The following is a 22,669-nucleotide window of genomic DNA, read 5'->3' as shown; positions in this document are numbered from 1 at the left end:
CTCGGGTGTTTTGGCTACTGGCCGATGGTGGATTCTCGAACGATGAGTTCGACGGGCAGGAGCACGTCCTCCTTGGGAGAGTTGTCGGATGCGAGTCCAAGTCGAGCGGCGTGCCGCCCAATCTCTCGAAGGGGTTGACGGACTGTCGTCAGCGTGGGGGAGACAAGCTCGGCCCAATCAATGTCGTCAAACCCGCACACCGCGATGTCCTCGGGGATCTTCACGCCACGGTTACGCAGTTGCTTCATGATGTGGACGGCGAGGAGGTCGCCACCAGCGAACACTGAGTCGATCTCGGGGTTTGCTTCCAAGATCGCCATGACAGAGTCCGCTGCGTCTGCTGTTCTGCGAGCGCCGTAGGTCAGCCACTCATCCTTCACGACAATGCCCAGTTCGCGGGCCCTCTGGACGAAGGTGCCGACTCGTTGGGAGGAGGTTGGCAGTCCGGCCGGCGCTCCGGCCACCAGGGATGCCTTGCGCCCAATGCGTGCGAAGTGTTCGGCGACAAGACTGCCTCCGGCCGGGTTGTCGACAGAAATTGTCGAGAAGGGGCTATCGGCAGCAATGCTGTCCGTCAGGATCAATCGCGGTGATTTTCTGGAGAAGTAGTGGCGTACCTCTTCGAGAGACTTCACGTTCATGGGAAGGAAGACAACGGCTCGAGCATCGGAGCCCATCGCGTCGCGGAGGTAGCGGGCTTCCTTTTTCTGGTCGAGGTTGGCGCTCATGAGAGAAAGGGAGGAGTCCATCTTCTCCGCCTCGTCTTCTAGGCCGGCAACGATCTCTGCGTGGAATGGGTTGGTGATGTCGGGGACGATCACCGTGACGGAATCGGACGATCCCTTACGGAGGGCAGCTGCGCTCTTGTTTCTCCGATATCCGAGTTCCTCAACTGCTTCGAGAACCGCAGTCCTCGTGCTCTCTCGAACGGTTCGGCTCTCGGTGAGGACGTGGCTCACGGTCGCGGTCGATACTCCGGCCCGCTTAGCGACGTCGTGAATGTTCGGCCGCCTAGTCACGAGGCACCCCCTTCACCACAAGAGTCATATTCACAGTTTTCGCCCTCATTCTACTGGGGTTCGGATGTGGTGATGGTCAGGACCTTTGATCCTGACCATCACTGCATTTCTATCCGTGACCTTCCGAGCCGGGTCGCCTGTCGCCGCGCCCTTTCGGTTTCAATCCCAGCCTTGACCACGAGACGAAGCTGGGTGCCCACGAGAAGGAAGCCGGGAAACTCGGAATCAAATTCCCGGTTCAGTCCCTAACTTTCCGGATCGGGCTCCCTCTTGAGGGCACCGGGGTCGAGTTCCGCGCCACCGGGTACTGAAGCGGGGGAGGGGGACTCGAGGGAGGTGCCGCGCTTGCGGGAGATCCAGCGCATCGCGTGGTAAATGCCGATTGCCGCGAAGGAGCCGAGAGCAATTCCTTCGAAGACCATGTCACCCCAGTGCCACGTGTAGTTAGCGATCGCGAGAACGAGGGCAACGGCAGCGGTGTTGAGGTTGACAGGATCGGAGAAGTCGACACGGTTCTGAACCCAGATGCGAACGCCGAGCATGCCGATCATGCCGTAGAGGACCGTTGCGGCCCCTCCGAGAACGCCCGGGGGAATGGTAGCAACGAGCTCACCGAACTTGGGGAACATGGAAAGACCGAGGGCAAAGAACGCCGCGACAATGTAGGCCGCGGTCGAGTACACGCGGGTTGCCGCCATGACGCCGATGTTCTCTGCGTAGGTCGTGGTGCCGGAACCGCCACCGGATCCCGCCAGTGCAGTGGACAGACCGTCGGCAAAAAGCGCCCGTCCGGTCACGTCATCCAGGTCCTTGCCGGTCATGGCGGACACGGACTTCACGTGTCCCACGTTCTCGGCCACGAGCACGAGGACAACGGGAATGAAGAGGCCGAGAAGCGACAGGTCGAAGGAGGGTGCACGGAACTCGGGCAAGCCAACCCAGGCCTCGGATGCGATCCGATCGAAGCTCACCTCGCCCTGAATGACCGCCGCAATGTAGCCGGCTATAACGCCGATGAGTATGGAGAGGCGTCCGATGATGCCCTTGAAGAACACGGTGACGAACAGGATTGTCACGATCGTGATGATCGCGGTCAAGGGAGCCTGAGTCACGTTGTTCCACGCCGCAGGAGCCAGATTGAATCCGATAAGAGCAACGATCGCACCGGTCACGACGGGCGGCATGAGCTTGTCGATCCAGCGTGCACCAGCGAAGTGAACGATGACACCGATGAGAGCGAGGGACAGGCCGGTCGCAATGACGCCGCCCTGGGCAAGCGATGCGAGTTCCTCATCCAGTGGCTGACCGCCGTTTGCCACGTAGCCGGTCACGGCACCGATCGGAGCAAGCAGGGCAAAAGAAGACCCCAGGTAGCTGGGTAGCCTGCCTGAGGTAATGAGGAGGAACAGAATAGTTCCGATACCCGTGAAGAAGAGTGTGGTTGCCGGATCGAAGCCGGTCAGCAAGGGTACGAGGAACGTTGCACCAAACATGGCAACAACGTGCTGCGCCCCAATACCAATAGTCTGCGGCCACGCCAGGCGTTCATCGGGTTGAACAACCTCTCCCGCCGCAATTGTCTTTCCATCACCATGGAGCTTCCAACGAAACATTGACATAAGGGCCTCCTAGTCGTAAATCCCAGGAAAGTGTAAATCCCACGGCTTTCATCTCAGGCACCTGTCCATGTGACTTTCGTTAGTAAAAAGTCGACTGCCAGGTGGTAAGAGAGGGCGAGCATTGCGATGGCGGTTGTTGCTGAACAGTTCAGGGACGCCGGGCACGTCAGCAATTGAAAGGAGACGTTGCTGGTTCCGAGAGCATCGATGAACGTGATCGTCGAGGATGCCCTCCCACCACGAGGCCATCCATTGCTTCTTAATTCACGCATGCTTCTATATGGAGGTGCGCCGACGGGTCCCAATTGGCGGGGCTCGGAGTGCGTCCAGTCGAGCCGATGGATGCGGGCGGCGATGCTCGTTGGAGATCTGCCGGTGCGGAAACCATCCGAGCAATGTATTGGGGACACGGTTGTGCCGCGGGAGTAGGTGAATCGATCGATGCAGGGGAGCGGATATGCACCCGCCGAGGGTATTGGCGTCTACTCCGAGGGTGTTGGCGTCCGCCAGACCGGTGAAGAATGCTGGGATATAACGAGAGTCACGAAGCTAGCGCTTTCGACGGAGAACATCAGTGGTTAGAATGGATAGGTCGCTCTCGGCTGGAGGTATGCGAACTGGTGTAATCCAGAACGCACTTTCTCCAGATGTTTGCACGTCTAGGGGCATTTCTGCCAGACTAGGACGGTTGCTCGAGAGAACGTGAAAGACGTTTGTCGGCCCACACGGGCTGGCAGGTAAAAAGAAAATGGTTCACTTAACCAACATAGGGCTGATTGTCGCGGATCTTCCGCGGTGAGACACTCCCGGATGCGGGTACAGGTGAACACTGCGGTTAAAGAGAGGTAGACGACGCCATGGCGGGACAGAAAATCCGCATCCGGCTCAAGTCATATGACCATGAGGTCATTGATAGCGCGGCGAAGAAGCTCGTCGACGAAGTGACTCGTACCGGTGCTCAGGTAGTTGGCCCGGTGCCGCTGCCGACCGAGAAGAACGTTTACTGTGTTATTCGTTCTCCCCATAAGTACAAGGACAGCCGCGAGCACTTTGAGAAGCGTACGCACAAGCGGCTGATCGACATTATCGATCCCACACCGAAGACCATCGATTCGCTCCAGCAGATCGACTTCTCCGGTGACGTTAGCGTCGAAATCAAGCTCTGAGGTTCATCATGTCCAACAAAACTGAAGCGGTTGCCGCAGCGCCCAAGGCGCTCCTCGGCACCAAGCTCGGCATGACTCAGGTCTGGGACGAGGCAGGTCGCCTTGTTCCGGTTACGGTCGTGCGAGTAGGCACCAACGTTGTTACGCAGGTGCGCACCCCCGAAGTTGACGGTTACTCCGCTATCCAGCTCGCCGTAGGCGACAAGAAGCCGAAGAACGTCACCCAGCCGTTGCAGGGCCACTTTGCTGCTGCCGGCACCACCCCGAAGCGCCACCTGGCTGAGATTCGTACGTCCGCTGCTGCTGACTTCGAAAAGGGCCAGGAGCTCACCGCCGAGGTGTTCGAGGCCGGAGACGTCGTTGACGTCGTTGGCACCACCAAGGGCAAGGGCACCGCTGGTGTCATGAAGCGTCACGGCTTCGCTGGCGTGAGTGCTTCCCACGGTTCACACCGTAACCACCGCAAACCCGGTTCGATCGGTGGAGCTTCGACTCCGTCCCGCGTCTTCCGTGGTCTTCGCATGGCCGGCCGCATGGGCAACGCCCGTCTGACCGTCCAGAACCTCACCATCCAGTCGGTTGACCTTGAGAACGGCCTGCTCCTCGTAGCTGGCGCCGTTCCCGGCAACAAGGGTGGTCTCGTTGTAGTCCGCACCGCCACGAAGGGAGCCTAGTCATGGCGAACCTCACCGTCGATATTCTCGACACCGCTGGCGCGAAGTCCGGTTCCTTCGATCTCCCCGCTGAGATCTTCGATGTTGAACTGAACATCCCCCTGATTCACCAGGTTGTCGTTGCCCAGCAGGCAGCAGCCCGCCGCGGCACCGCTTCCGCCAAGAACCGTGCAGCAGTGCGCGGTGGTGGTAAGAAGCCGTTCAAGCAGAAGGGCACCGGTCGTGCTCGTCAGGGTTCGATCCGCGCTCCGCAGTTCACGGGAGGCGGCGTGGTCCACGGACCGCAGCCCCGTTCCTACGTTCAGCGCACCCCCAAGAAGATGAAGGCAGCTGCTCTTCGTTCGGCTCTGTCCGATCGTGCACGCGCAGGCCGCATTCACGTCGTCTCGGCCTTCGTCGAGGGTGACACCCCGTCCACCAAGGCAGCACGCAACCTGCTCGAGACCGCGACCGAGAGCCGCAAGTCCCTCGTTGTCGTGTCCCGCGGTGACGTGCTGAACACCAAGTCTGTTCGCAACCTTGCTGAGGCACACGTCCTCACCGTGGACCAGCTCAACACCTATGACGTCATGGTCGCTGACGATGTCGTCTTCACCGAGTCCGCTATCACCACGTTCGTTGGTGGCGGCCAGGAGGAGGAGAAGTGAACCTTCACAGCAAGGATCCGCGCGACATCATCATCCGCCCCATCGTGACCGAAAAGTCGTACCGACTTGAGGACGAAGGCAAGTACGTGTTTGAAGTTGCGCCCAGCTCTAACAAGACCGAAATCAAGATCGCCGTTGAGAAGATCTTCGACGTCAAGGTTGATTCGGTCAACACCATGAACCGCAAGGGCAAGACCCGCCGCACGCGTGACGGCATTGGCAAGCGTAAGGACACCAAGCGCGCCATTGTCACTCTCCGCGAGGGCTCCATCGAACTCTACGGGCAGATCGGCTGAGGCCGGCAGGAAGATTGAGGATTTAACTCATGGGTATCCGCAAGTACAAGCCCACGACACCGGGTCGTCGCGGCTCGTCCGTGGCTGACTTTGTCGAGCTGACCCGCTCCGAGCCGGAGAAGTCGCTCGTCCGTCCGCTGCACAAGACCGGTGGTCGTAACAACACCGGCCGTATCACCACCCGTCACAAGGGCGGTGGCCACAAGCGCCAGTACCGCGTGATCGACTTCCGTCGTCACGACAAGGATGGCATCCCGGCAACAGTCGCTCACATCGAGTACGACCCCAACCGCACCGCACGCATCGCGCTTCTGCACTACGCAGATGGCGACAAGCGCTACATCATCGCTCCCGCGAAAATCAAGCAGGGTGACCGCATCGAGCAGGGTCCTGCAGCTGACATCAAGCCAGGTAACAACCTGCCGCTGCGCAACATCCCCGTCGGTACCGTCATCCACGCTATCGAAATGCGTCCCGGTGGTGGAGCCAAGATCGCTCGCTCCGCAGGTGCTTCGGTCCAGCTCGTCGCTAAGGAAGGCAAGAACGCCCAGCTGCGTATGCCCTCCGGCGAAATCCGCAACGTTGATGCTCGCTGCCGTGCAACGGTTGGCGAGGTCGGCAACGCCGAGCAGTCCAACATCAACTGGGGCAAGGCTGGCCGTATGCGCTGGAAGGGCGTCCGCCCGACCGTCCGCGGTGTTGTCATGAACCCGGTCGATCACCCGCACGGTGGTGGTGAGGGTAAGACCTCCGGTGGTCGTCATCCTGTGTCCCCCTGGGGTCAGAAGGAAGGCCGCACCCGCCGTCCGAACAAGGCCAGCGACAAGCAGATCGTCCGCCGTCGCAAGTCCGGCAAGAACCGATAGGAGAGGGCGAACGATATGCCACGCAGTTTGAAGAAGGGCCCCTTCGTCGACGAGCACCTTCAGAAGAAGGTCGATGCTCAGAACGAAAAGGGCAGCAAGAACGTCATCAAGACGTGGTCCCGCCGTTCGGTCATCACACCGGACTTCCTGGGACACACGTTCGCAGTCCACGACGGCCGCAAGCATGTTCCGGTGTTCGTCACCGAATCGATGGTCGGTCACAAGCTCGGAGAGTTTGCTCCGACCAAGACCTTCAAGGGTCACGAGAAGGACGACCGCAAGGGACGCCGCCGCTAAGGCGCGCCGCGACTAAGAAAGTTAGGAACACATGGAAGCCAAGGCACAGGCGAGATACATTCGTATTACGCCCATGAAGGCACGCCGTGTCGTGGACCACGTCCGCGGAATGCGTGCAGTCGAGGCCGTCGACGTGCTGCGATACGCTCCCCAGGCCGCTGCGGAACCTGTCCGTAAGCTGCTTGAGTCCGCCATGGCGAATGCTCGCCAGAAGGCAGACGCAGCGGGTGAGCGTTTCGACATCGACGCGCTCCACATTGTAGAGAGCTACGTCAACGAGGGCCCGACAATGAAGAGGATCCAGCCCCGTGCGCAGGGTAGGGCCAACCAGATCCTGAAGCGCACGAGCCACATCACGATCATTGTCGGCGACGAAGTCGCCCAGAAGAAGGGGAGGACCCGCTAGTGGGACAAAAGGTCAACCCGACCGGGTTCCGACTCGGCATTACCACCGAACATCGTTCGCGCTGGTTCGCTGATTCGACCGTTAAGGGACAGCGTTACCAGGATTTCGTCGCTGAAGACATTGCCATCCGTAACATGATGGAAGAGGGACTTGAGCGCGCGGGCATTTCTCGCGTCAACATCTCCCGCAAGTCTGGCCGCGTCGAGGTCGACATTTACACTGCTCGCCCCGGCATCGTTATCGGTCGCCGCGGCGCAGAGGCTGATCGCCTCAAGCAGCAGCTCGAGAAGCTGACCGGCCGCGCCGTCCAGCTCAACATCCTTGAGGTGAAGAACCCCGAGGCAGACGCACAGCTCGTCGCACAGGGCATCGCGGAGCAGCTCGCTTCCCGCGTTTCCTTCCGCCGCGCAATGCGTAAGGGCGTTCAGTCCGCACTCCGCTCCGGCGCCAAGGGCATCCGTGTCCAGGTTTCCGGCCGTCTGGGTGGCGCTGAAATGTCCCGCTCCGAGTTCTACCGCGAAGGCCGTGTGCCCCTGCACACCCTCCGCGCCAACATCGACTACGGCTTCCACGAGGCCAAGACCACTTTCGGTCGCATCGGTGTCAAGGTATGGATCTACAAGGGCGACATCACCGAAGCCGAGTACCAGCGTCAGCTCAACGAAGCTCCTCGCGGTCGCGGACGCGGTGGCGAACGCCGCGGAGGCGCACGTCGCCCCCGTCCGAACAAGCAGCAGGCCGAGCAGGCCGCATCGACCAGCGAATCGGAGGCATAGCCAATGCTGATCCCTCGCAGGACTAAGTACCGCAAGCAGCATCGCCCCACCCGTTCGGGTTACTCCAAGGGTGGCAACCAGATCGCGTTTGGTGATTTCGCTATTCAGGCTCTCGAGCCGGCATACGTCACCAACCGTCAGATCGAGGCAGCTCGTATCGCCATGACTCGTCACGTCAAGCGTGGCGGCAAGGTGTGGATTAACATCTTCCCTGACCGCCCCCTGACCAAGAAGCCTGCCGAAGTCCGCATGGGCTCCGGTAAGGGTTCGGTTGAGTTCTGGGTCGCCAACGTCAAGCCCGGCCGAATTCTGTTCGAGCTCTCCGGCGTTGACGAGAACCTGGCTCGTGAAGCCATGTCGCGTGCGCAGCACAAGCTCCCCATGAAGACTCGTTTTGTTATGCGTGAAGGCGGTGACAACTGATGGCAGTAGGAACCAAGGGACTGTTCCCTGAAGATCTGGACCAGATGACCGATCAGGAACTCGAAGAGCGTCTCGCAGAATGCAAGGCTGAGCTGTTCAACCTCCGTTTTTCGGCAGCTACCGGCCAGCTCGAGGACCACGGTCGACTCAAGGCAGTCCGTCGCGACGTTGCCCGCATCTACACCATTGCTCGCGAGCGTGAGCTCAACATCCGCACTGCTCCGGCAGAGAAGAATTGAGGACGACTGTGACTGAAACTCAGAACACCGAGTCGCTCGAGCGCAACTACCGCAAGACCGCACGCGGCTACGTCGTGTCCGACAAGATGGACAAGACCGTGGTTGTCGAGGTTGAGGAGCAGGTGAAGCACGCCCTCTACGGCAAGGTCATCCGTCGCTCCAAGAAGGTCAAGGCGCACGACGAAAACAATGAAGTGCACGTGGGAGACCTCGTTCGCATCATGGAGACCCGCCCGCTGTCTGCTACCAAGCACTACCGCGTGGTCGAGGTCATCGAGAAGGCCAAGTAGTCTTCTCCCCACCAACCCATCCGTTCGGCCAGGCTCGCAAGAGAACCGGCACGACGACAGGAGATAGTTCATGATCCAGCAAGAGTCGCGGCTCAAGGTCGCCGATAACACCGGTGCGAAGGAAATCCTTTGCATCAAGGTGCTCGGCGGCTCCGGCCGACGCTACGCCGGAATTGGCGACACCATTGTCGCCACCGTCAAGGATGCAATTCCTGGCGGCAACGTTAAGAAGGGCGAAGTCGTTAAGGCTGTTATCGTCCGCACCAAGAAAGAAAACCGTCGTCCCGATGGTTCGTACATCCGCTTCGACGAGAACGCTGCCGTCATCATCAAGGCCGACGGCTTTGATCCCCGCGGCACGCGTATCTTCGGCCCCGTGGGTCGCGAACTTCGCGACAAGCAGTTCATGCGTATCGTCTCGCTCGCTCCGGAGGTGCTCTAAATGGCGAAGATCAAGAAGGGCGACCTCGTCCAGGTGATCGCAGGCCGCGACAAGGGCCTCCAGGGACGTGTCCTCACCGTCGACACCGCACGTAACCGTGTTGTTGTCGAGGGCGTGCAACGCGTCAAGAAGCACACGAAGGCCGGCCAGCCGGGTTCGTCAGCTTCGGGTGGCATCGAGACCGTTGAGGCCCCGATCCACGTTTCCAACGTTGCTCTCGTTGGTCCGGACAAGAAGCCGGTCCGCGTTGGCTACAAGGAAGTTGAAGTTGAGCGCGACGGTCGCGTCCGCAAGACCCGAGTCCGTATCGGCCGCCGTGGCGGAGAGGAGATCGAGCTGTGAGCGAAGCAACGACCGAAAAGGTAACCCCTCGTCTCAAGACGAACTACCGCGAGAACATCGTGCCCGCACTGATTGAAGAGTTCGGTATCAAGAACGTCAACCAGGTCGCCAAGCTCGACAAGATTGTTGTCAACATGGGTGTTGGAGACGCAGCCCGCGACTCCAAGGTCATCGAAGGCGCAATCGCGGACCTGACCGCCATTACCGGTCAGAAGCCGCAGGTCACCAAGGCCCGCAAGTCCATTGCACAGTTCAAGCTGCGTGAGGGCCAGGCTATTGGCGCACACGTCACGCTCCGTGGCGACCGCATGTGGGAGTTCCTCGACAGGCTTCTCTCTCTCGCGCTGCCCCGCATCCGTGACTTCCGTGGCCTCTCCCCGAAGCAGTTCGATGGACACGGCAACTACACGTTCGGTCTGACGGAGCAGTCGATGTTCCACGAGATCAACCTCGACAAGATTGATCGCACCCGTGGCATGGACATCACGATCGTGACCACCGCACAGAACGATGAAGAGGGCCGCTCGCTCCTTCGCCACCTCGGTTTCCCGTTCAAGGAAAACTGAGCACGCTTTGTTTAACATTCACCCGCTGGTAATTCCATCTACGTCGCAGGTCCTAAGGAAACCGCGACGGGAAAGGGCGCAGGCCCGATGACAATGACAGACCCTATCGCAGACATGCTGACGCGTCTGCGTAACGCCAACTCGGCGTACCACGAGTCGGTTTCCATGCCGTACTCGAAGCTCAAGGGAGCCATCTCGGACATTCTCGTCCGCGAAGGCTACATCGCGAGCTACGACGTTGACGATGCAGAGGTCGGCAAGACCCTGACTCTCAACCTGAAATTTGGACCGAACCGTGAGCGTTCACTCGCTGGCCTTCGACGCATCTCGAAGCCCGGCCTGCGCGTTTACGCAAAGTCGACGAAGCTGCCTACCGTTCTCGGTGGTCTTGGCGTGGCCATTCTGTCCACGTCCTCAGGCCTGCTGACGGACCGCGAGGCCAAGGACAAGGGTGTGGGCGGAGAAGTTCTCGCCTACATCTGGTAAGGGAGGGCAAGAAAATATGTCTCGTATTGGTAAGCTCCCCGTGACCATCCCGGCCGGCGTCGACGTCACCATCGACGGTCAGGACGTGTCGGTCAAGGGCCCGAAGGGCACCCTGTCCTACACCGTTCCGGCTCCGATCACCGTAGCTCAGGAAGACGGCACCATCGTTGTGTCCCGTCCGAACGACGAGCGCGAGTCTCGTTCGTTGCACGGCCTGGTCCGCACACTCATTTTCAACAACGTCACCGGCGTTACCGAAGGCTTCTCCAAGAAGCTTGAAATCATCGGTACCGGTTACCGCGCAGTCCAGAAGGGCTCCGACCTGGAGCTTTCTCTCGGCTACTCGCACACGATCGATGTTGTGGCCCCCGAAGGCATCACCTTCGCTCTTGAAGGCCCCACCAAGATCACCGTGAGCGGTATCGACAAGCAGCAGGTTGGGGAGACCGCGGCCAACATCCGCAAGCTCCGCAAGCCTGAACCGTACAAGGGTAAGGGCGTTCGCTACGCTGGTGAACAGGTCCGCCGCAAGGCCGGAAAGGCTGGTAAGTGATGGCTGTCTCGATCAAGGGAAAGGGCAAGTTTGTTGCCCGCAAGCGTCGGCACCTCCGCCTTCGCAAGAAGATCACCGGTACTGCCGCGCGTCCGCGCCTCGTTGTTACCCGAAGCAATCGCCACATCGTGGCCCAGGTTATCGACGACCTGGCCGGCCACACGGTCGCCTCTGCCTCCACACTTGAGGTTGAGCTCCGCGGCAACGATGGTGACAAGACCGCTAAGGCACGCAAGGTTGGCGAACTCGTCGCCGAGCGCGCTAAGGCTGCAGGTGTAGAGTCCGTGGTCTTCGACCGCGGCGGTAACCAGTACGCCGGCCGCGTCGCGGCTGTCGCCGACGGTGCCCGCGAATCTGGCCTTACCCTGTAGTGACGGAACGAGAGTAGAGGAAAACTATGGCTGCATCGCAGCGTCGGACCAACGGTCCGGAAGGCGACGGCGAGCGCAACAATGAGCGTTCCGGTTCCGACCGTCCCAGGGGACGTCGTGGAAACAACGACCGTCGCAACGAACAGAAAGACGCCTACATCGAGCGCGTCGTAACCATCAACCGTGTGTCCAAGGTTGTGAAGGGTGGCCGTCGCTTCTCCTTCACCGCTCTGGTCGTCGTCGGTGACGGTAACGGCACCGTTGGTGTTGGCTACGGCAAGGCCAAGGAAGTGCCCCAGGCTATTTCCAAGGGCACCGAGGAGGCGAAGAAGAACTTCTTCCGCGTCCCGCTCATTGGCCGCACCATCCCGCACATCACCCAGGGTGAGGACGCAGCAGGCGTTGTCTTCCTGCGCCCCGCATCCCCCGGTACCGGTGTTATCGCCGGTGGCCCGGTGCGTGCAGTCATGGAAGCCGCAGGCATCCATGACATCCTGTCGAAGTCGCTTGGTTCGTCGAACGCCATCAACATCGTTCACGCAACCGTCGCTGCACTCCGTCAGCTTGAGCAGCCCGAGGCTGTTGCGGCTCGCCGCGGCAAGTCCCTCGAGCAGGTCGCTCCGGCAGCCATGCTCCGCCAGCGTGCGTCCTACGACGCAGAGCAGCGCGAGAAGCAGGCCGCTGAAGTAGCCGCAGCTGAGAACGAGGCAGCCGCAGCCGGAGTAGGTGCGTGATGCTGAAGATTACTCAGACCAAGTCCACCATTGGTGGATCCCAGAAGCAGAAGGACACCATGCTGTCGCTCGGCCTGCGCAAGATTGGCCAGAGCATTGAGCGTGAGGATCGTCCCGAGGTTCGTGGAATGATCAACGTCGTTTCGCACCTCGTCAAGGTAGAGGAGGCATGATGTCGGAAAACACCAACGACGTCACCAAGCTCCACGATCTCGCTCCCGCAGCTGGCGCACACAAGTCGAAGACTCGTGTCGGCCGTGGTGAGGGCTCGAAGGGCAAGACCGCGGGTCGTGGTACCAAGGGTACCAAGGCTCGTTACCAGGTCCCCGTCGGGTTCGAGGGTGGCCAGATGCCGCTGCACATGCGTATGCCGAAGCTGCGCGGGTTCAAGAACCCGTTCCGCGTCGAGTACCAGGTTGTGAACCTGGACCGCATCAACTCCCTCTTCCCCGAGGGCGGCAACGTCACCGTCGAGGAACTTGTTGCCAAGGGCGCGGTTCGCAAGAACCAGCCGGTCAAGGTTCTCGGTACTGGCGAGATCTCGGTCAAGGTGAATGTGGCTGTCGACAAGTGGTCGGCATCCGCACAGCAGAAGATCGAAGCTGCCGACGGATCCATTTCCGCGCGATGATTAACATCTAGTAATGAGGCGGGCCGGACTCCGGCCCGCCTCATTGCACTCTCGTCGCGTTCTAACCTTTGCCGTCAGTCGCGATACACTGTCTGTGGCCCGAAACGGGTTTCCACACCATGTCGGGTATCACCACCTAGGAGGAAGTTTGCTTTCCGCATTCGTCTCGGCCTTCCGAACACCGGACCTGCGCCGCAAGCTGCTATTCACGTTGGGCATTATCGTCCTCTACCGCTTGGGCACCTACGTACCCGCCCCGGGAGTGAGCTACGAGAACGTTCAGCAGTGTCTTGCCGAATCTGGCTCCGCTGACCTGTTGACGATGCTCAACATGTTCTCGGGCGGCGCCATGTTCCAGCTGTCCGTGTTTGCGCTTGGCATCATGCCATACATTACGGCCTCGATCATCATTCAGCTCCTACGAGTTGTGATCCCGCGCTTTGAAGAACTGCATAAGGAAGGACAGTCGGGTACCGCGAAGCTCACGCAGTACACTCGCTACTTGACCATCGGTCTTGCGATCATGCAGTCCGCTGTTGTCATCACGGTTGCGAACTCGAGCCTGTTCCTCGGCTGTACTGTTGATCCCTTCCCGGACACGTCCGCTGGCATGGTCCTCCTGGCCATCCTGTCGATGACTGCCGGTACGGGCCTCATCATGTGGATGGGTGAGCAGATCACGGAACGCGGTGTCGGTAACGGTATGTCCATCCTGATCTTCTCCGGTATCTGTGCTTCCTTCCCGCCCGCCATGGGCCAGGTGCTGCGCTCCAACAACGGCGTCCAGAACCTCATCTTTATCATTGCCCTGTTCCTCGCGATCACCGTTGTGGTTGTGTTCGTGGAGCAGTCGCAGCGCCGCATTCCCGTCCAGTACGCGAAGCGCGTTGTTGGTCGCCGCACCTACGGTGGTTCCACCACCTACATCCCGATCAAGATCAACATGGCGAACGTGATCCCCGTGATCTTCGCGTCCTCGCTGCTGGCTCTGCCGACGATGGCGATGCAGTTCGGTGACCCGACAGCAGGATGGGTAATCTGGCTCTCCCAGCACTACAACCAGACGTCGCCGCTGTACCTCGCGACGTTTGCACTGCTGATCATTTTCTTTGCGTTCTTCTACACGTCGATCACCTTCAACCCTGAAGAGGTCGCCGACAACATGAAGCGCTACGGCGGGTTCATCCCCGGCATCCGTGCCGGAGCTCCGACCGCCCGCTATCTCAAGAACGTCGTCACCCGCATCACCTGGGTTGGCTCGTTCTACCTCGCAACCATTGCCCTCATCCCGACGATTGTCTTCAACCAGCTCGGAATCACGATGATGGCCTTCGGTGGCACATCAATCATCATCATTGTGGGTGTCGGCCTTCAGACCGTGAAGGACATTGACGCCCAACTCCAGCAACGACACTACGAAGGTTTCCTCCGATGAAGCGCATGATCATTCTTGGTGCACCAGGTGCAGGCAAGGGTACCCAGGCAAAAATTCTCACAGACTCTCTTGGCATTCCCGCAATCTCCACCGGTGCTATCTTCCGGGCCAACATTGCGGAAGGCACCGAGCTTGGCCAGGTAGCCAAGGGCTACATGGATCGTGGCGAGTTCGTTCCCGACGAGATCACGGACGCGCTCGTCAAGGACCGCCTCCACCAGGACGACGCCGATGAGGGGTTCCTCCTCGACGGCTACCCCCGCACCCTCGCACAGGTTGGTGCACTCGACGAGATCCTGCTCGAGCAGGGCAAGCTCCTCGACATCGTCATCGAGCTCGTGACCGAGAAGGATGCTCTCGTTGAGCGTCTCCTCAAGCGCGCCGAGATCGAGGGTCGTGCGGACGACACCGAAGAGGTCATCAGGCGGCGCATGGAGGTCTACGTCGAGCAGACCAAGCCGCTGTCCCGTGTTTACGAGCAGCGCGGCATTCTTGCCCAGGTCGACGGTCTTGGTACCGTCGAGGAAGTCCAGGCCCGCATCCAGGCCGTCGTCGCAGGCGAGTAATGTTCGGTCGCGAATCAATCGAGTACAAGAGCAACGACCAGATCCTGAAGATCCGGAAGTCGGCTCTCGTCGTCGCCGACATTCACGACGCTCTGCGCGAGGCCGTGAAGCCCGGCATAACGACCGGCGAGCTCGATCTCGTTGCCGGCAGGGTCCTCCAGGACGCAGGTGCGCGCTCGAACTTCCTCGGCTACTACGGATATCCGGCCAACGCCTGCATCTCCGTCAACGAGGTCATCGTGCACGGTATCCCCGGCGACCGTGTTATCAGCGACACCGACATCGTGTCCTTCGACTGCGGTGCCGTTCTCGACGGATGGCATGGGGACGCGTGCTTCACGGTCTGCATGCCGAACGCCTCTGAGGCAAACAGAAAGCTGTCCGAATACACGGAGACCGCCATGTGGGCCGGCATCGCCGCTCTCGCTAGCGCGAAGCACGTCGGTGAGGTCGGTGGCGCGATCGAGGACTACGTCGATTCGATTCCCGAGAAGGACCGTCCAGGTCTCGTCATGGAGTACATGGGTCACGGCATTGGGTCTGCCATGCACATGGCACCCGACGTCCTCAACTACCGTGCACGTAACAAGGGCGCGAAGATCAAGCCCGGCATGGTTCTTTGTGTAGAACCAATGCTGACGCTCGGTCGTCCCGCGAACGAAACCCTGGACGATGAGTGGACGGTCGTGACGAAGGACGGCTCGAACGCCTGCCACTGGGAGCACGAGGTCGCCATCCACAAGGACGGCATCTGGGTGCTGACGGCACGCGATGGGGGAGTGGAAGGCTTGAAGCCCTACGGCGTTACTCCCGTTCCCCTCGGTGATTAAGGAAGAGCAGCTCTCCACAACTATCTCCGAGTAGCGAGTCGTCGCAAGCGAAGTGGCTCTCAATGACCCGGCACGAAGGTGCCGGGTCATCGTTTCATCCAAGGCAAGTAGAAAACCGCTCTGAGCAGTAATCCGCTCACCCGCTTTGAGTGGACATGTACTCGGCTGCCCTGAGTGGATATATACCCGGCCGTGTCGAGAACGACCGGTGTTGGACTTAAGGGGGAAGCGTTGGGAAATGGGTGAGATGTGGGCCGTTGCACGCACATCCCCACTACTCAACCTTGGAACTTTCCTCTAAACTAAATAGTCGGTGCCTTGTACCAGCAGGTCACCGCAGCTATCGACCGATAGCATTTCAGATTAACTGCGTTAGCGGGGGTTATGGCGAAGAAAGACGGCGTCATCGAGGTTGAGGGAACGGTCGCTGAGGCCCTTCCCAATGCGATGTTCCGTGTAGAACTGACGAATGGGCACGTTGTGCTCGCCCACATTTCGGGCAAGATGCGTCAGCACTACATCAAGATTCTGCCCGAGGATCGGGTTGTTGTGGAGCTGACTCCCTACGACCTGAATCGTGGTCGAATCGTCTACCGCTACAAGTAAGCCCCGCACTACACCGAGCCCGGGATTTGTCCCGGGCTTAAAGAAGGTTGGACATGAAGGTCAAGCCAAGCGTGAAGCGCATCTGTGACAACTGCAAGGTGATTCGTCGCCACGGCAACGTCATGGTTATTTGCACAAACCCGCGGCACAAGCAGCGTCAGGGCTGAATCCCTGAAAGTGGGTATCCCGCCCGCGACAGCGCTACAGATACGCCCGTGGCCCGGAGGCCACGGACCAGAGAACTGGACGGTAGCGCACCACACCTCCGGCCTACCAACAGGAGTTAACGTTGGCACGTATTTCAGGTGTTGATCTCCCCCGCGAGAAGCGGGTAGAGGTTGCACTCACTTACATTTACGGAATTGGGCGCACCCGCGCCTCGGAAATCCTCGCCGGCACCGGTGTTTCCCCCGATGTTCGGGTGAAGGACCTGACCGAAGAAGACCAGGTAAAGATTCGTACCTTTATCGATGAGCACTACGAGGTTGAGGGTGACCTTCGCCGCGAAGTGCAGGCTGACATTCGCCGCAAGATCGAGATCGGTTGCTACCAGGGCATTCGTCACCGTCGTGGCCTGCCCGTTCATGGCCAGCGCACGAAGACCAACGCTCGTACCCGCAAGGGCCCGAAGCGCACCGTTGCAGGCAAGAAGAAGTAGTTCGCTTCGCGAACCGATGATCTCAAGGAGAATTTAACCAATGCCACCTAAGTCACGTACGGCTGCGCGCCCTCGTCGCGCAGTGCGCAAGAACATTGTCAATGGTCAGGTCCACATCAAGTCGACCTTCAACAACACCATTGTCACCATCACCGATCCGACCGGTGCCGTCATCTCGACCGCATCCTCCGGCATGATGGGCTTCAAGGGCTCCCGTAAGTCCACCCCCTACGCTGCTCAGCTTGCTGCCGAGACCGCAGCTCGCCGCGCCATGGAATCCGGCCTCAAGAAGGTCGACGTTTTCGTGAAGGGCCCGGGCTCAGGTCGCGAAACCGCGATCCGTACCCTGACCGCTAACGGCCTCGAGGTCACCTCCATCTCGGATGTCACCCCCCAGGCTCACAACGGTTGCCGCCCGCCCAAGCGCCGCCGCGTCTGATTTGTTGACCCGGCTCCGCTTGGTGCCGGTTCCGTACTGCAGTGTCATATAGCGGTCACTGCTGAAAGGAAAATATCGTGCAAATCGCACAGCGTCCCGTCCTCTCCGAGGAAGTCATTTCCGAACACCGCGCCAAGTTCATCCTTGAACCGCTCGAGCCCGGCTTCGGCTACACCCTGGGTAACTCCCTTCGTCGCACCCTGCTGTCCTCCATCCCCGGAGCGGCAGTCACCTCGATCAAGATCGACTCGGTTCTTCACGAGTTCTCGACCATCGAAGGTGTCAAGGAAGACGTTTCCGAGATCATCCTGAACATCAAGGAACTCGTTGTCTCCTCGGAGAACGACGAGCCGGTTCAGATGTACGTCCGCAAGCAGGGTCCCGGTGTTGTTACCGCTGGTGACATCAACCCGCCCGCCGGTGTAGAGATTCACAACCCGGATCTGGTCATCGTCACTCTCAATGAGAAGGGCAAGATCGAGATCGACCTTATTGTTGAGCGCGGTCGCGGCTACGTGTCCGCCGCCCAGAACAAGAACCCTGACGCCGAGATTGGTCGCATCCCCGTTGATTCGATCTACTCCCCGGTCCTGCAGGTTTCGTACAAGGTCGAGGCCACCCGTGTTGAGCAGCGCACCGACTTTGACAAGCTGATCATCGACGTCGAAACCAAGCCTTCGACCAACCCGCGCGACGCTTTCGCTTCCGCAGGTAAGACCCTTGTCGAACTGTTCGGTCTCGCTGCTGACCTCAACCTCGAGGCAGAGGGCATTGAGCTCGGCGAACCCGCAGTGGAGGAGACGCAGTCGTCAGACCTGCAGCGTCCCATCACCATTCTCAATCTTCCCGCACGTTCGCAGAACTGCCTGCAGCGTGAAGGAATCGAAACCATTGGCCAGCTCATCCTGCGCTCTGAGGCAGATCTGCTGGATATTCGTAACTTCGGTGCGAAGTCGATCGAGGACGTGAAGGACGAGCTGGCAAAGCTCGACCTCGCTCTGAAGGACTCTCCTAGCGGCTTTATGGGCGGCTACGACGAGTCCTACGGTTCGTCCATGTTCAGCGACGACGCCGCGCACTGACAATCATTACAAGGAGACATCATGCCTCAGCCCTCTAAGGGTCCCCGTCTTGGGGGAAGCGCCGCCCACGAAAAGGCCATGCTGGCCAATCTCGCGAAGGATCTGTTCGAGTACGGCTCGATCACGACCACCGAGAAGCGTGCACGTCGCCTCCGCCCCTACGCGGAACGTATCATCACCAAGGCCAAGAAGGGCACGACCGCTGCTCGTCGTGACGTCCTCAAGGACATCACCGACCGTTCCGCTGTCGCGATCCTCTTCGAAGAGCTCGCTCCCACCTTTGCTGAACGCCAGGGCGGTTACACCCGCATCGTCAAGATCGGTAACCGCAAGGGCGACAACGCCCCCATGGCCCGCATCTCGCTCGTGACCGAAGCCGTTTCTCCGAAGCAGGCTGTCGTCGCTGAAGCTGAGAAGGCAACCGCTAAGGCCGCTGCAACTGAAGAAGCCGAAGAGACTGTCGAGTCCGTTGAGTCGGCAGATTCTGTCGAGTCCGCAGAGTCCACCGAATCGGTGGAGTCCGCTGACTCCGTAGATTCCGCTGAGTCGACCGACTCCGCTGAGTCCGCAGAGACCGGCGAGGAAGCTCCTGCTGACGAAGCAGAAGAGAAGTAACTCGTAGCAGCGAAGTAATTCGTAGCAACCTAGAAGGGCCAGGGTTCATCCCTGGCCCTTCTTGCTTTCCTCTGGACTCTGGTCGTTCCAGGTGGTCGAATGGGGGAAAGACGGGAGAGAGCCATGGATGTGTTGGCGAGAGTAGACGAGGCGCTTGAGGTGGCTCGCAGGTCGGATCACGGGCGGCACGCAGAGCTGCTTGTGAGTGACGGCCCGCTACGGCAGTCACTCATCACGCTCATTGAGGGAGTGGAGCTCCCTGCACACAATTCGCCTCCCGCGGCTTCGATCCTTGTGTTACGTGGCGAGATCGAAATCATTGGTACGGAGCCGGATCTGCTGACCCAGGGTGCTCTCAAGGCGCTCACACACGTTCGTCACGGTGTTGTGGCGAAACGAGACTCGGCTTTTCTGTTGACGACGGTCACTGGGATTGTTGGGACAGATAGTCACGATGAACGAAAGCTATAACCGTCATTTTCTGCATAATTGCTGATCAGGTGAGTAATTTGCTTTGTCCTATTTGATAGAGGCCACAGTTTTGCCACGAGCCTGGGTGCCACCTGATATTCTTCCTGTGTCTCGGAGCGTTATCGATTTGAGATATTGACTTGTCACCTATCGAAGGAAGCTTCGTGGCCTCTCGTGTTCTCGGCTCGGCTCTCGCCCTACTCCTGTTCCTCACGACCGCACTAGTAGCATCGCCTGCCTCGGCGGCGCCAGATCCAGGCCTGGGAACGGACCCGGGTAACGGCACTCTCATCGAGAGCGATCTGGCCGTGGATCAGCCCAGCATCCAGTCGAAGGCCATGCCCGCTCTGAGGGAACTTCGGGCGAAGATGTACGACGATAAGGAAGTCCTGTTCGATGGTAAGCCCCTTTACCAGGTCGTCCAGGACAAGGGCATGACTCGCGAGCAGTACATCAACGCCGTCGTGTGGGACACGAACATGGAGAAGTCCGCACTGCAGCGTGCCTACGAGCAGAACGTGTACTGGGGTCACACGCGTCCCGATGGCAGCTCCTACAAGGAAGCGGATCTTCTTGGTCGCTGGCCTGCAGAAATCCTCACAACCCAGGCCGACATCGCGGTCGCCATCGCTGACATTGAGAACGGTTCGTGGGCGGGGGAGCGTGATGATCTCATCCGCTACAACGGCAAATTCAACAACGATACCGGCCACCTCTACAACCTCATCAACCCGAACTACCGCTACTACGGTTTCGCACGGGTCGGTGGCGTGACCGTTGGTTGGATGACCGGATCGGTCTCGGGCAATGCAACCGGAACGCAGCTGAAGGGCACCTACACATTTGAGACTGCTGTGAACGCTTCCAACCTGAGCAGGCTGAACGGGTCACTCCAGATTCCTTCCCAGCTCACCTCAGGTGCAACCGGTATGGCTGCGGTGACCGGCTCCGCCAAGGCGTCGACCTGGCTACCCGCGGTTCCCGTCCGCATTGCTGCCACCTACTCCTCTTCCAATGCCAATGTGGTGACCGTTGATCGGAACGGTCAGTATCGCGCCGTGGGTGGCGGCACCACCACCATCACCGCGACTACCTCAACCGGCACGACGTACCGATCGACGGTAACGGTCTCGGGCAATCCAGTGACGGCACCCGCACCGGACCCTGAACCCGAACCCACGGGTAAGAACTACTTCCACATCACGAACGATTGGAACTCGCTCACGATCGCTCAGTCGTTCGTCTACGGCAGGGCAGGCGACGAGGTCATCGTTGGTGACTGGGACGGCAATGGCACCGACACCCTTGGCGTGCGCCGAGGCACCACCTTCTATCTCAACAACACGATCTCGGGTGGCAACGCTGACTACCAGTTCAACTACGGCAGGGCGGGCGACGATGTCATTGTCGGCGACTGGGACGGTAACGGCACCGATACCCTCGGTATTCGCCGTGGCGACTCCTTCCACCTGAACAACACTCTCACCGGTGGCGACGCCGAGATCAGTTTCAACTACGGTCGCGAAGCCGACGAGGTGCTCGTTGGCGACTGGAACGGTTCCGGATCCGACACGATCAGCATCCGCAGGTCCACGACCTTCCACATCAACAACCAGCTCATTGGCGGTAATGCGGAACGAAGCTACAACTACGGACGCGTGGGCGATGAGGTGCTTGTTGGTGACTTCAACAGGGATGGCATCGACACCGTGACGCTGCGCCGCGGCAACGTCATCCACGTCAACAACGCTCTCGCAGGTGGCACCGCTGAACGTTCCGTCGAGTTCGGTCTCGTCTCCGACACTATCGCCGTGGGCGACTGGAACGGCGACGGAATCGACACACTCGCGATTAACAGGGTCGAGTAACGCTCAAGGTTGAATAGTCAATCTGTTGCCCAGTAAAGGGCAGTCGCGAGCGGTGGTGGAGTTCTTCTGCCACCGCTCACGACTACTCTCGAACCAAGAAGCCAACCCACCCGCGCTCACAAGTAGCCACGCAGGCTCAGAACCATTCGTTCCTGGAGGCCATGAGGCCGTTGCGGGAAGGTTTGGCTTCGAAAGGTCCAGTTCCCGAGGAGGCAGAATGTGCACGTCGGTCCGATGCTCGAAGCTGGAAGACTCCGTAGAACGTTCCCGTGGTTCCTTGCATCGGTGTAGGGTTCGTACCTGTGGTTTGACATAATGGATGAGGCACAGTGGGGGACTTCGTCCGCCGGCAATGACGCATGTTGAACTGGAGAACGACTTAGCTATGAGCATCGACGAATCGAAAGATCACGATCTCGCGCCCTTCTTGGAGAGCACGCAAATGCAGGATCTGAGGAAGTTTCGTACCAGCCTGACTCGTTTTATGCTGACCTACCAGTTCGGCCTCGACGAGGTCATGACGAAGATCAACATCTTGAAGGCTGAGTTCACTCAGCTCCACGACTACAGCCCGATCGAGCACGTGAGCAGTCGGCTGAAGAGCTTCGAAAGCTTGCTGAAGAAGGTGAAGGACCGCGGCTACCCCATCTCCATCGACGGGATCCGCAACAACATCTACGACATTGCTGGCATCCGCATCGTCTGCAGCTTCCTCAAGGACGCCTACATCATCGCTGACATGCTGACCAGGCAGCCCGATGTCACGGTCCTGGACGTCAAGGACTACATCCGCGATCCCAAGCCCAACGGCTACCGCAGCCTCCACCTCATTGTTGAGATCCCTGTCTTCCTCTCGAACGCCGAGGAGAAGGTCCACGTGGAGATTCAGATCAGAACGATCGCGATGGACTTCTGGGCCAGCCTCGAGCACAAGATCTACTACAAGTTCGACTCAGAGATTCCCGCTCACCTGAAGGAACAGCTCTACAGCGCAGCCCAGGTCGCCAACGATCTGGACGTTCGCATGGAGACGGTCAGCGACGAAGTGAAGGCCCTCCATCCCCAAGAACCCGAGGATGGGAATCAACGGATTGAGCTCTCGCCCCAGACAACCCTGGAGGAGCTTCTGAAGGAACTGAGGGACCCGGGGTCGCATATTTAGAGTCACGGGGCGGTTTTAGGCTTGAATGAGGAACGCTCTTGTGAAGTTCGTGGAGGGTACCTGTGGGAGAGCGATCAACTACGACCGCAGCGAG

Annotated in this window: 34 protein-coding genes; 32 read left to right on the top strand and 2 right to left on the bottom strand. The window is 59.6% G+C overall.

Translation table 11 applies throughout. From position 1 onward, the window contains the following. Nucleotides 1-14: 14 nt before the first annotated feature. Together QMB98_RS08430 and QMB98_RS08425 are read right to left on the bottom strand one after the other, a co-directional pair. Nucleotides 15-1,019, bottom strand: a complete 1,005-nt coding sequence (locus tag QMB98_RS08430; RefSeq protein ID WP_371685267.1) for a LacI family DNA-binding transcriptional regulator — start codon at nt 1,017-1,019, stop codon at nt 15-17. Between the two features lie 245 nt (nt 1,020-1,264). After that, complete coding sequence (locus QMB98_RS08425) at nt 1,265-2,638, bottom strand: uracil-xanthine permease family protein (protein ID WP_371685266.1); 1,374 nt, start codon at nt 2,636-2,638, stop codon at nt 1,265-1,267. 857 nt (nt 2,639-3,495) lie between these two features. On the opposite strand from QMB98_RS08425, the gene rpsJ reads away from it, so the two are divergent. The 32 genes from rpsJ (at nt 3,496) to QMB98_RS08265 (ending at nt 22,575) form a co-directional block, all read left to right on the top strand. Then, nucleotides 3,496-3,804 carry a 30S ribosomal protein S10 gene (gene rpsJ / locus QMB98_RS08420; RefSeq protein WP_054953298.1) on the top strand — a complete coding sequence of 103 codons (309 nt, stop codon included), beginning with the start codon at nt 3,496-3,498 and terminating at the stop codon, nt 3,802-3,804. Nucleotides 3,805-3,812: 8 nt separating this feature from the next. Further along, nucleotides 3,813-4,478 carry a 50S ribosomal protein L3 gene (gene rplC / locus QMB98_RS08415; RefSeq protein WP_371685265.1) on the top strand — a complete coding sequence of 222 codons (666 nt, stop codon included), beginning with the start codon at nt 3,813-3,815 and terminating at the stop codon, nt 4,476-4,478. Between the two features lie 2 nt (nt 4,479-4,480). Beyond that, nucleotides 4,481-5,125 carry a 50S ribosomal protein L4 gene (rplD, locus tag QMB98_RS08410; protein WP_371685264.1) on the top strand — a complete coding sequence of 215 codons (645 nt, stop codon included), beginning with the start codon at nt 4,481-4,483 and terminating at the stop codon, nt 5,123-5,125. Next, nucleotides 5,122-5,421, top strand: coding sequence for a 50S ribosomal protein L23 (rplW, locus tag QMB98_RS08405; RefSeq protein WP_054953301.1), 300 nt, complete (start codon nt 5,122-5,124; stop codon nt 5,419-5,421). The genes rplD and rplW overlap by 4 nt, the downstream gene beginning before the upstream one ends. Before the next feature lie 29 nt (nt 5,422-5,450). Beyond that, entirely contained in the window at nt 5,451-6,287 is an 837-nt protein-coding gene (rplB, locus tag QMB98_RS08400) for a 50S ribosomal protein L2 (RefSeq protein ID WP_371685263.1), read from the top strand. A 15-nt stretch (nt 6,288-6,302) separates the two neighbouring features. Then, nucleotides 6,303-6,584: a 30S ribosomal protein S19 gene (gene rpsS / locus QMB98_RS08395; RefSeq protein WP_371685262.1), complete on the top strand. Its 282-nt coding sequence runs from the start codon at nt 6,303-6,305 to the stop codon at nt 6,582-6,584. Between the two features lie 31 nt (nt 6,585-6,615). Further along, complete coding sequence (rplV, locus tag QMB98_RS08390) at nt 6,616-6,990, top strand: 50S ribosomal protein L22 (protein ID WP_371685261.1); 375 nt, start codon at nt 6,616-6,618, stop codon at nt 6,988-6,990. Continuing rightward, entirely contained in the window at nt 6,990-7,766 is a 777-nt protein-coding gene (gene rpsC, locus QMB98_RS08385) for a 30S ribosomal protein S3 (protein ID WP_371685260.1), read from the top strand. The genes rplV and rpsC overlap by 1 nt, the downstream gene beginning before the upstream one ends. A gap of 3 nt (nt 7,767-7,769) precedes the next feature. Then, nucleotides 7,770-8,189: a 50S ribosomal protein L16 gene (gene rplP, locus QMB98_RS08380; protein WP_371685259.1), complete on the top strand. Its 420-nt coding sequence runs from the start codon at nt 7,770-7,772 to the stop codon at nt 8,187-8,189. Beyond that, on the top strand, nt 8,189-8,428 hold the full coding sequence (gene rpmC, locus QMB98_RS08375; RefSeq protein ID WP_371685258.1) for a 50S ribosomal protein L29: 240 nt from the start codon (nt 8,189-8,191) through the stop codon (nt 8,426-8,428). The genes rplP and rpmC overlap by 1 nt, the downstream gene beginning before the upstream one ends. 8 nt (nt 8,429-8,436) lie before the next feature. Then, entirely contained in the window at nt 8,437-8,718 is a 282-nt protein-coding gene (gene rpsQ, locus QMB98_RS08370; protein WP_371685257.1) for a 30S ribosomal protein S17, read from the top strand. Nucleotides 8,719-8,788: 70 nt separating this feature from the next. Then, nucleotides 8,789-9,160 (top strand): 50S ribosomal protein L14, encoded by a 372-nt coding sequence (gene rplN / locus QMB98_RS08365; RefSeq protein WP_371685256.1) that lies wholly within the window; start codon nt 8,789-8,791, stop codon nt 9,158-9,160. Further along, nucleotides 9,161-9,502 (top strand): 50S ribosomal protein L24, encoded by a 342-nt coding sequence (gene rplX / locus QMB98_RS08360; protein ID WP_371685255.1) that lies wholly within the window; start codon nt 9,161-9,163, stop codon nt 9,500-9,502. It abuts the gene before it with no gap. Next, nucleotides 9,499-10,068 carry a 50S ribosomal protein L5 gene (gene rplE / locus QMB98_RS08355; RefSeq protein ID WP_371685254.1) on the top strand — a complete coding sequence of 190 codons (570 nt, stop codon included), beginning with the start codon at nt 9,499-9,501 and terminating at the stop codon, nt 10,066-10,068. The genes rplX and rplE overlap by 4 nt, the downstream gene beginning before the upstream one ends. Before the next feature lie 87 nt (nt 10,069-10,155). Continuing rightward, nucleotides 10,156-10,554 carry a 30S ribosomal protein S8 gene (rpsH, locus tag QMB98_RS08350; protein ID WP_371685253.1) on the top strand — a complete coding sequence of 133 codons (399 nt, stop codon included), beginning with the start codon at nt 10,156-10,158 and terminating at the stop codon, nt 10,552-10,554. Between the two features lie 16 nt (nt 10,555-10,570). Further along, nucleotides 10,571-11,107: a 50S ribosomal protein L6 gene (rplF, locus tag QMB98_RS08345; RefSeq protein ID WP_371685252.1), complete on the top strand. Its 537-nt coding sequence runs from the start codon at nt 10,571-10,573 to the stop codon at nt 11,105-11,107. Next, nucleotides 11,107-11,478, top strand: a complete 372-nt coding sequence (rplR, locus tag QMB98_RS08340; RefSeq protein ID WP_371685250.1) for a 50S ribosomal protein L18 — start codon at nt 11,107-11,109, stop codon at nt 11,476-11,478. Before rplF ends, rplR begins: the two co-directional genes overlap by 1 nt. 26 nt (nt 11,479-11,504) lie before the next feature. Beyond that, nucleotides 11,505-12,212: a 30S ribosomal protein S5 gene (rpsE, locus tag QMB98_RS08335; protein WP_371685249.1), complete on the top strand. Its 708-nt coding sequence runs from the start codon at nt 11,505-11,507 to the stop codon at nt 12,210-12,212. Further along, nucleotides 12,212-12,385 (top strand): 50S ribosomal protein L30, encoded by a 174-nt coding sequence (rpmD, locus tag QMB98_RS08330; RefSeq protein ID WP_371685248.1) that lies wholly within the window; start codon nt 12,212-12,214, stop codon nt 12,383-12,385. Before rpsE ends, rpmD begins: the two co-directional genes overlap by 1 nt. Next, nucleotides 12,385-12,843 (top strand): 50S ribosomal protein L15, encoded by a 459-nt coding sequence (gene rplO / locus QMB98_RS08325; protein WP_371685247.1) that lies wholly within the window; start codon nt 12,385-12,387, stop codon nt 12,841-12,843. Before rpmD ends, rplO begins: the two co-directional genes overlap by 1 nt. 148 nt (nt 12,844-12,991) lie before the next feature. Beyond that, nucleotides 12,992-14,278: a preprotein translocase subunit SecY gene (gene secY, locus QMB98_RS08320; protein WP_371685246.1), complete on the top strand. Its 1,287-nt coding sequence runs from the start codon at nt 12,992-12,994 to the stop codon at nt 14,276-14,278. A gap of 5 nt (nt 14,279-14,283) precedes the next feature. Beyond that, nucleotides 14,284-14,844, top strand: coding sequence for an adenylate kinase (locus QMB98_RS08315; RefSeq protein WP_371685284.1), 561 nt, complete (start codon nt 14,284-14,286; stop codon nt 14,842-14,844). Then, the gene (map, locus tag QMB98_RS08310) at nt 14,844-15,674 is read left to right on the top strand and encodes a type I methionyl aminopeptidase (RefSeq protein WP_371685245.1); all 831 of its coding nucleotides are present in this window, start codon (nt 14,844-14,846) and stop codon (nt 15,672-15,674) included. The genes QMB98_RS08315 and map overlap by 1 nt, the downstream gene beginning before the upstream one ends. 384 nt (nt 15,675-16,058) lie before the next feature. Beyond that, entirely contained in the window at nt 16,059-16,280 is a 222-nt protein-coding gene (infA, locus tag QMB98_RS08305) for a translation initiation factor IF-1 (protein ID WP_371685244.1), read from the top strand. 53 nt (nt 16,281-16,333) lie between these two features. Further along, nucleotides 16,334-16,447 carry a 50S ribosomal protein L36 gene (gene rpmJ / locus QMB98_RS08300; protein WP_077138342.1) on the top strand — a complete coding sequence of 38 codons (114 nt, stop codon included), beginning with the start codon at nt 16,334-16,336 and terminating at the stop codon, nt 16,445-16,447. Nucleotides 16,448-16,569: 122 nt separating this feature from the next. Beyond that, entirely contained in the window at nt 16,570-16,938 is a 369-nt protein-coding gene (gene rpsM / locus QMB98_RS08295) for a 30S ribosomal protein S13 (protein WP_371685243.1), read from the top strand. Between the two features lie 40 nt (nt 16,939-16,978). Further along, on the top strand, nt 16,979-17,377 hold the full coding sequence (gene rpsK, locus QMB98_RS08290) for a 30S ribosomal protein S11 (protein WP_371685242.1): 399 nt from the start codon (nt 16,979-16,981) through the stop codon (nt 17,375-17,377). A gap of 77 nt (nt 17,378-17,454) precedes the next feature. Further along, nucleotides 17,455-18,459 carry a DNA-directed RNA polymerase subunit alpha gene (locus tag QMB98_RS08285; RefSeq protein WP_371685241.1) on the top strand — a complete coding sequence of 335 codons (1,005 nt, stop codon included), beginning with the start codon at nt 17,455-17,457 and terminating at the stop codon, nt 18,457-18,459. 21 nt (nt 18,460-18,480) lie between these two features. Then, nucleotides 18,481-19,074, top strand: coding sequence for a 50S ribosomal protein L17 (gene rplQ, locus QMB98_RS08280; RefSeq protein ID WP_371685240.1), 594 nt, complete (start codon nt 18,481-18,483; stop codon nt 19,072-19,074). Nucleotides 19,075-19,197: 123 nt separating this feature from the next. Then, complete coding sequence (locus tag QMB98_RS08275) at nt 19,198-19,545, top strand: cupin (RefSeq protein ID WP_371685239.1); 348 nt, start codon at nt 19,198-19,200, stop codon at nt 19,543-19,545. Between the two features lie 164 nt (nt 19,546-19,709). Next, nucleotides 19,710-21,413 carry a hypothetical protein gene (locus tag QMB98_RS08270; protein ID WP_371685237.1) on the top strand — a complete coding sequence of 568 codons (1,704 nt, stop codon included), beginning with the start codon at nt 19,710-19,712 and terminating at the stop codon, nt 21,411-21,413. A gap of 484 nt (nt 21,414-21,897) precedes the next feature. Next, nucleotides 21,898-22,575, top strand: coding sequence for a GTP pyrophosphokinase family protein (locus QMB98_RS08265; protein ID WP_371685236.1), 678 nt, complete (start codon nt 21,898-21,900; stop codon nt 22,573-22,575). Nucleotides 22,576-22,669: the final 94 nt, after the last annotated feature.

The organism is Flaviflexus sp. (assembly GCF_041440645.1).
Classification (GTDB): domain Bacteria; phylum Actinomycetota; class Actinomycetes; order Actinomycetales; family Actinomycetaceae; genus Flaviflexus.
This window is presented reverse-complemented; position numbering and strand designations above follow the sequence as displayed.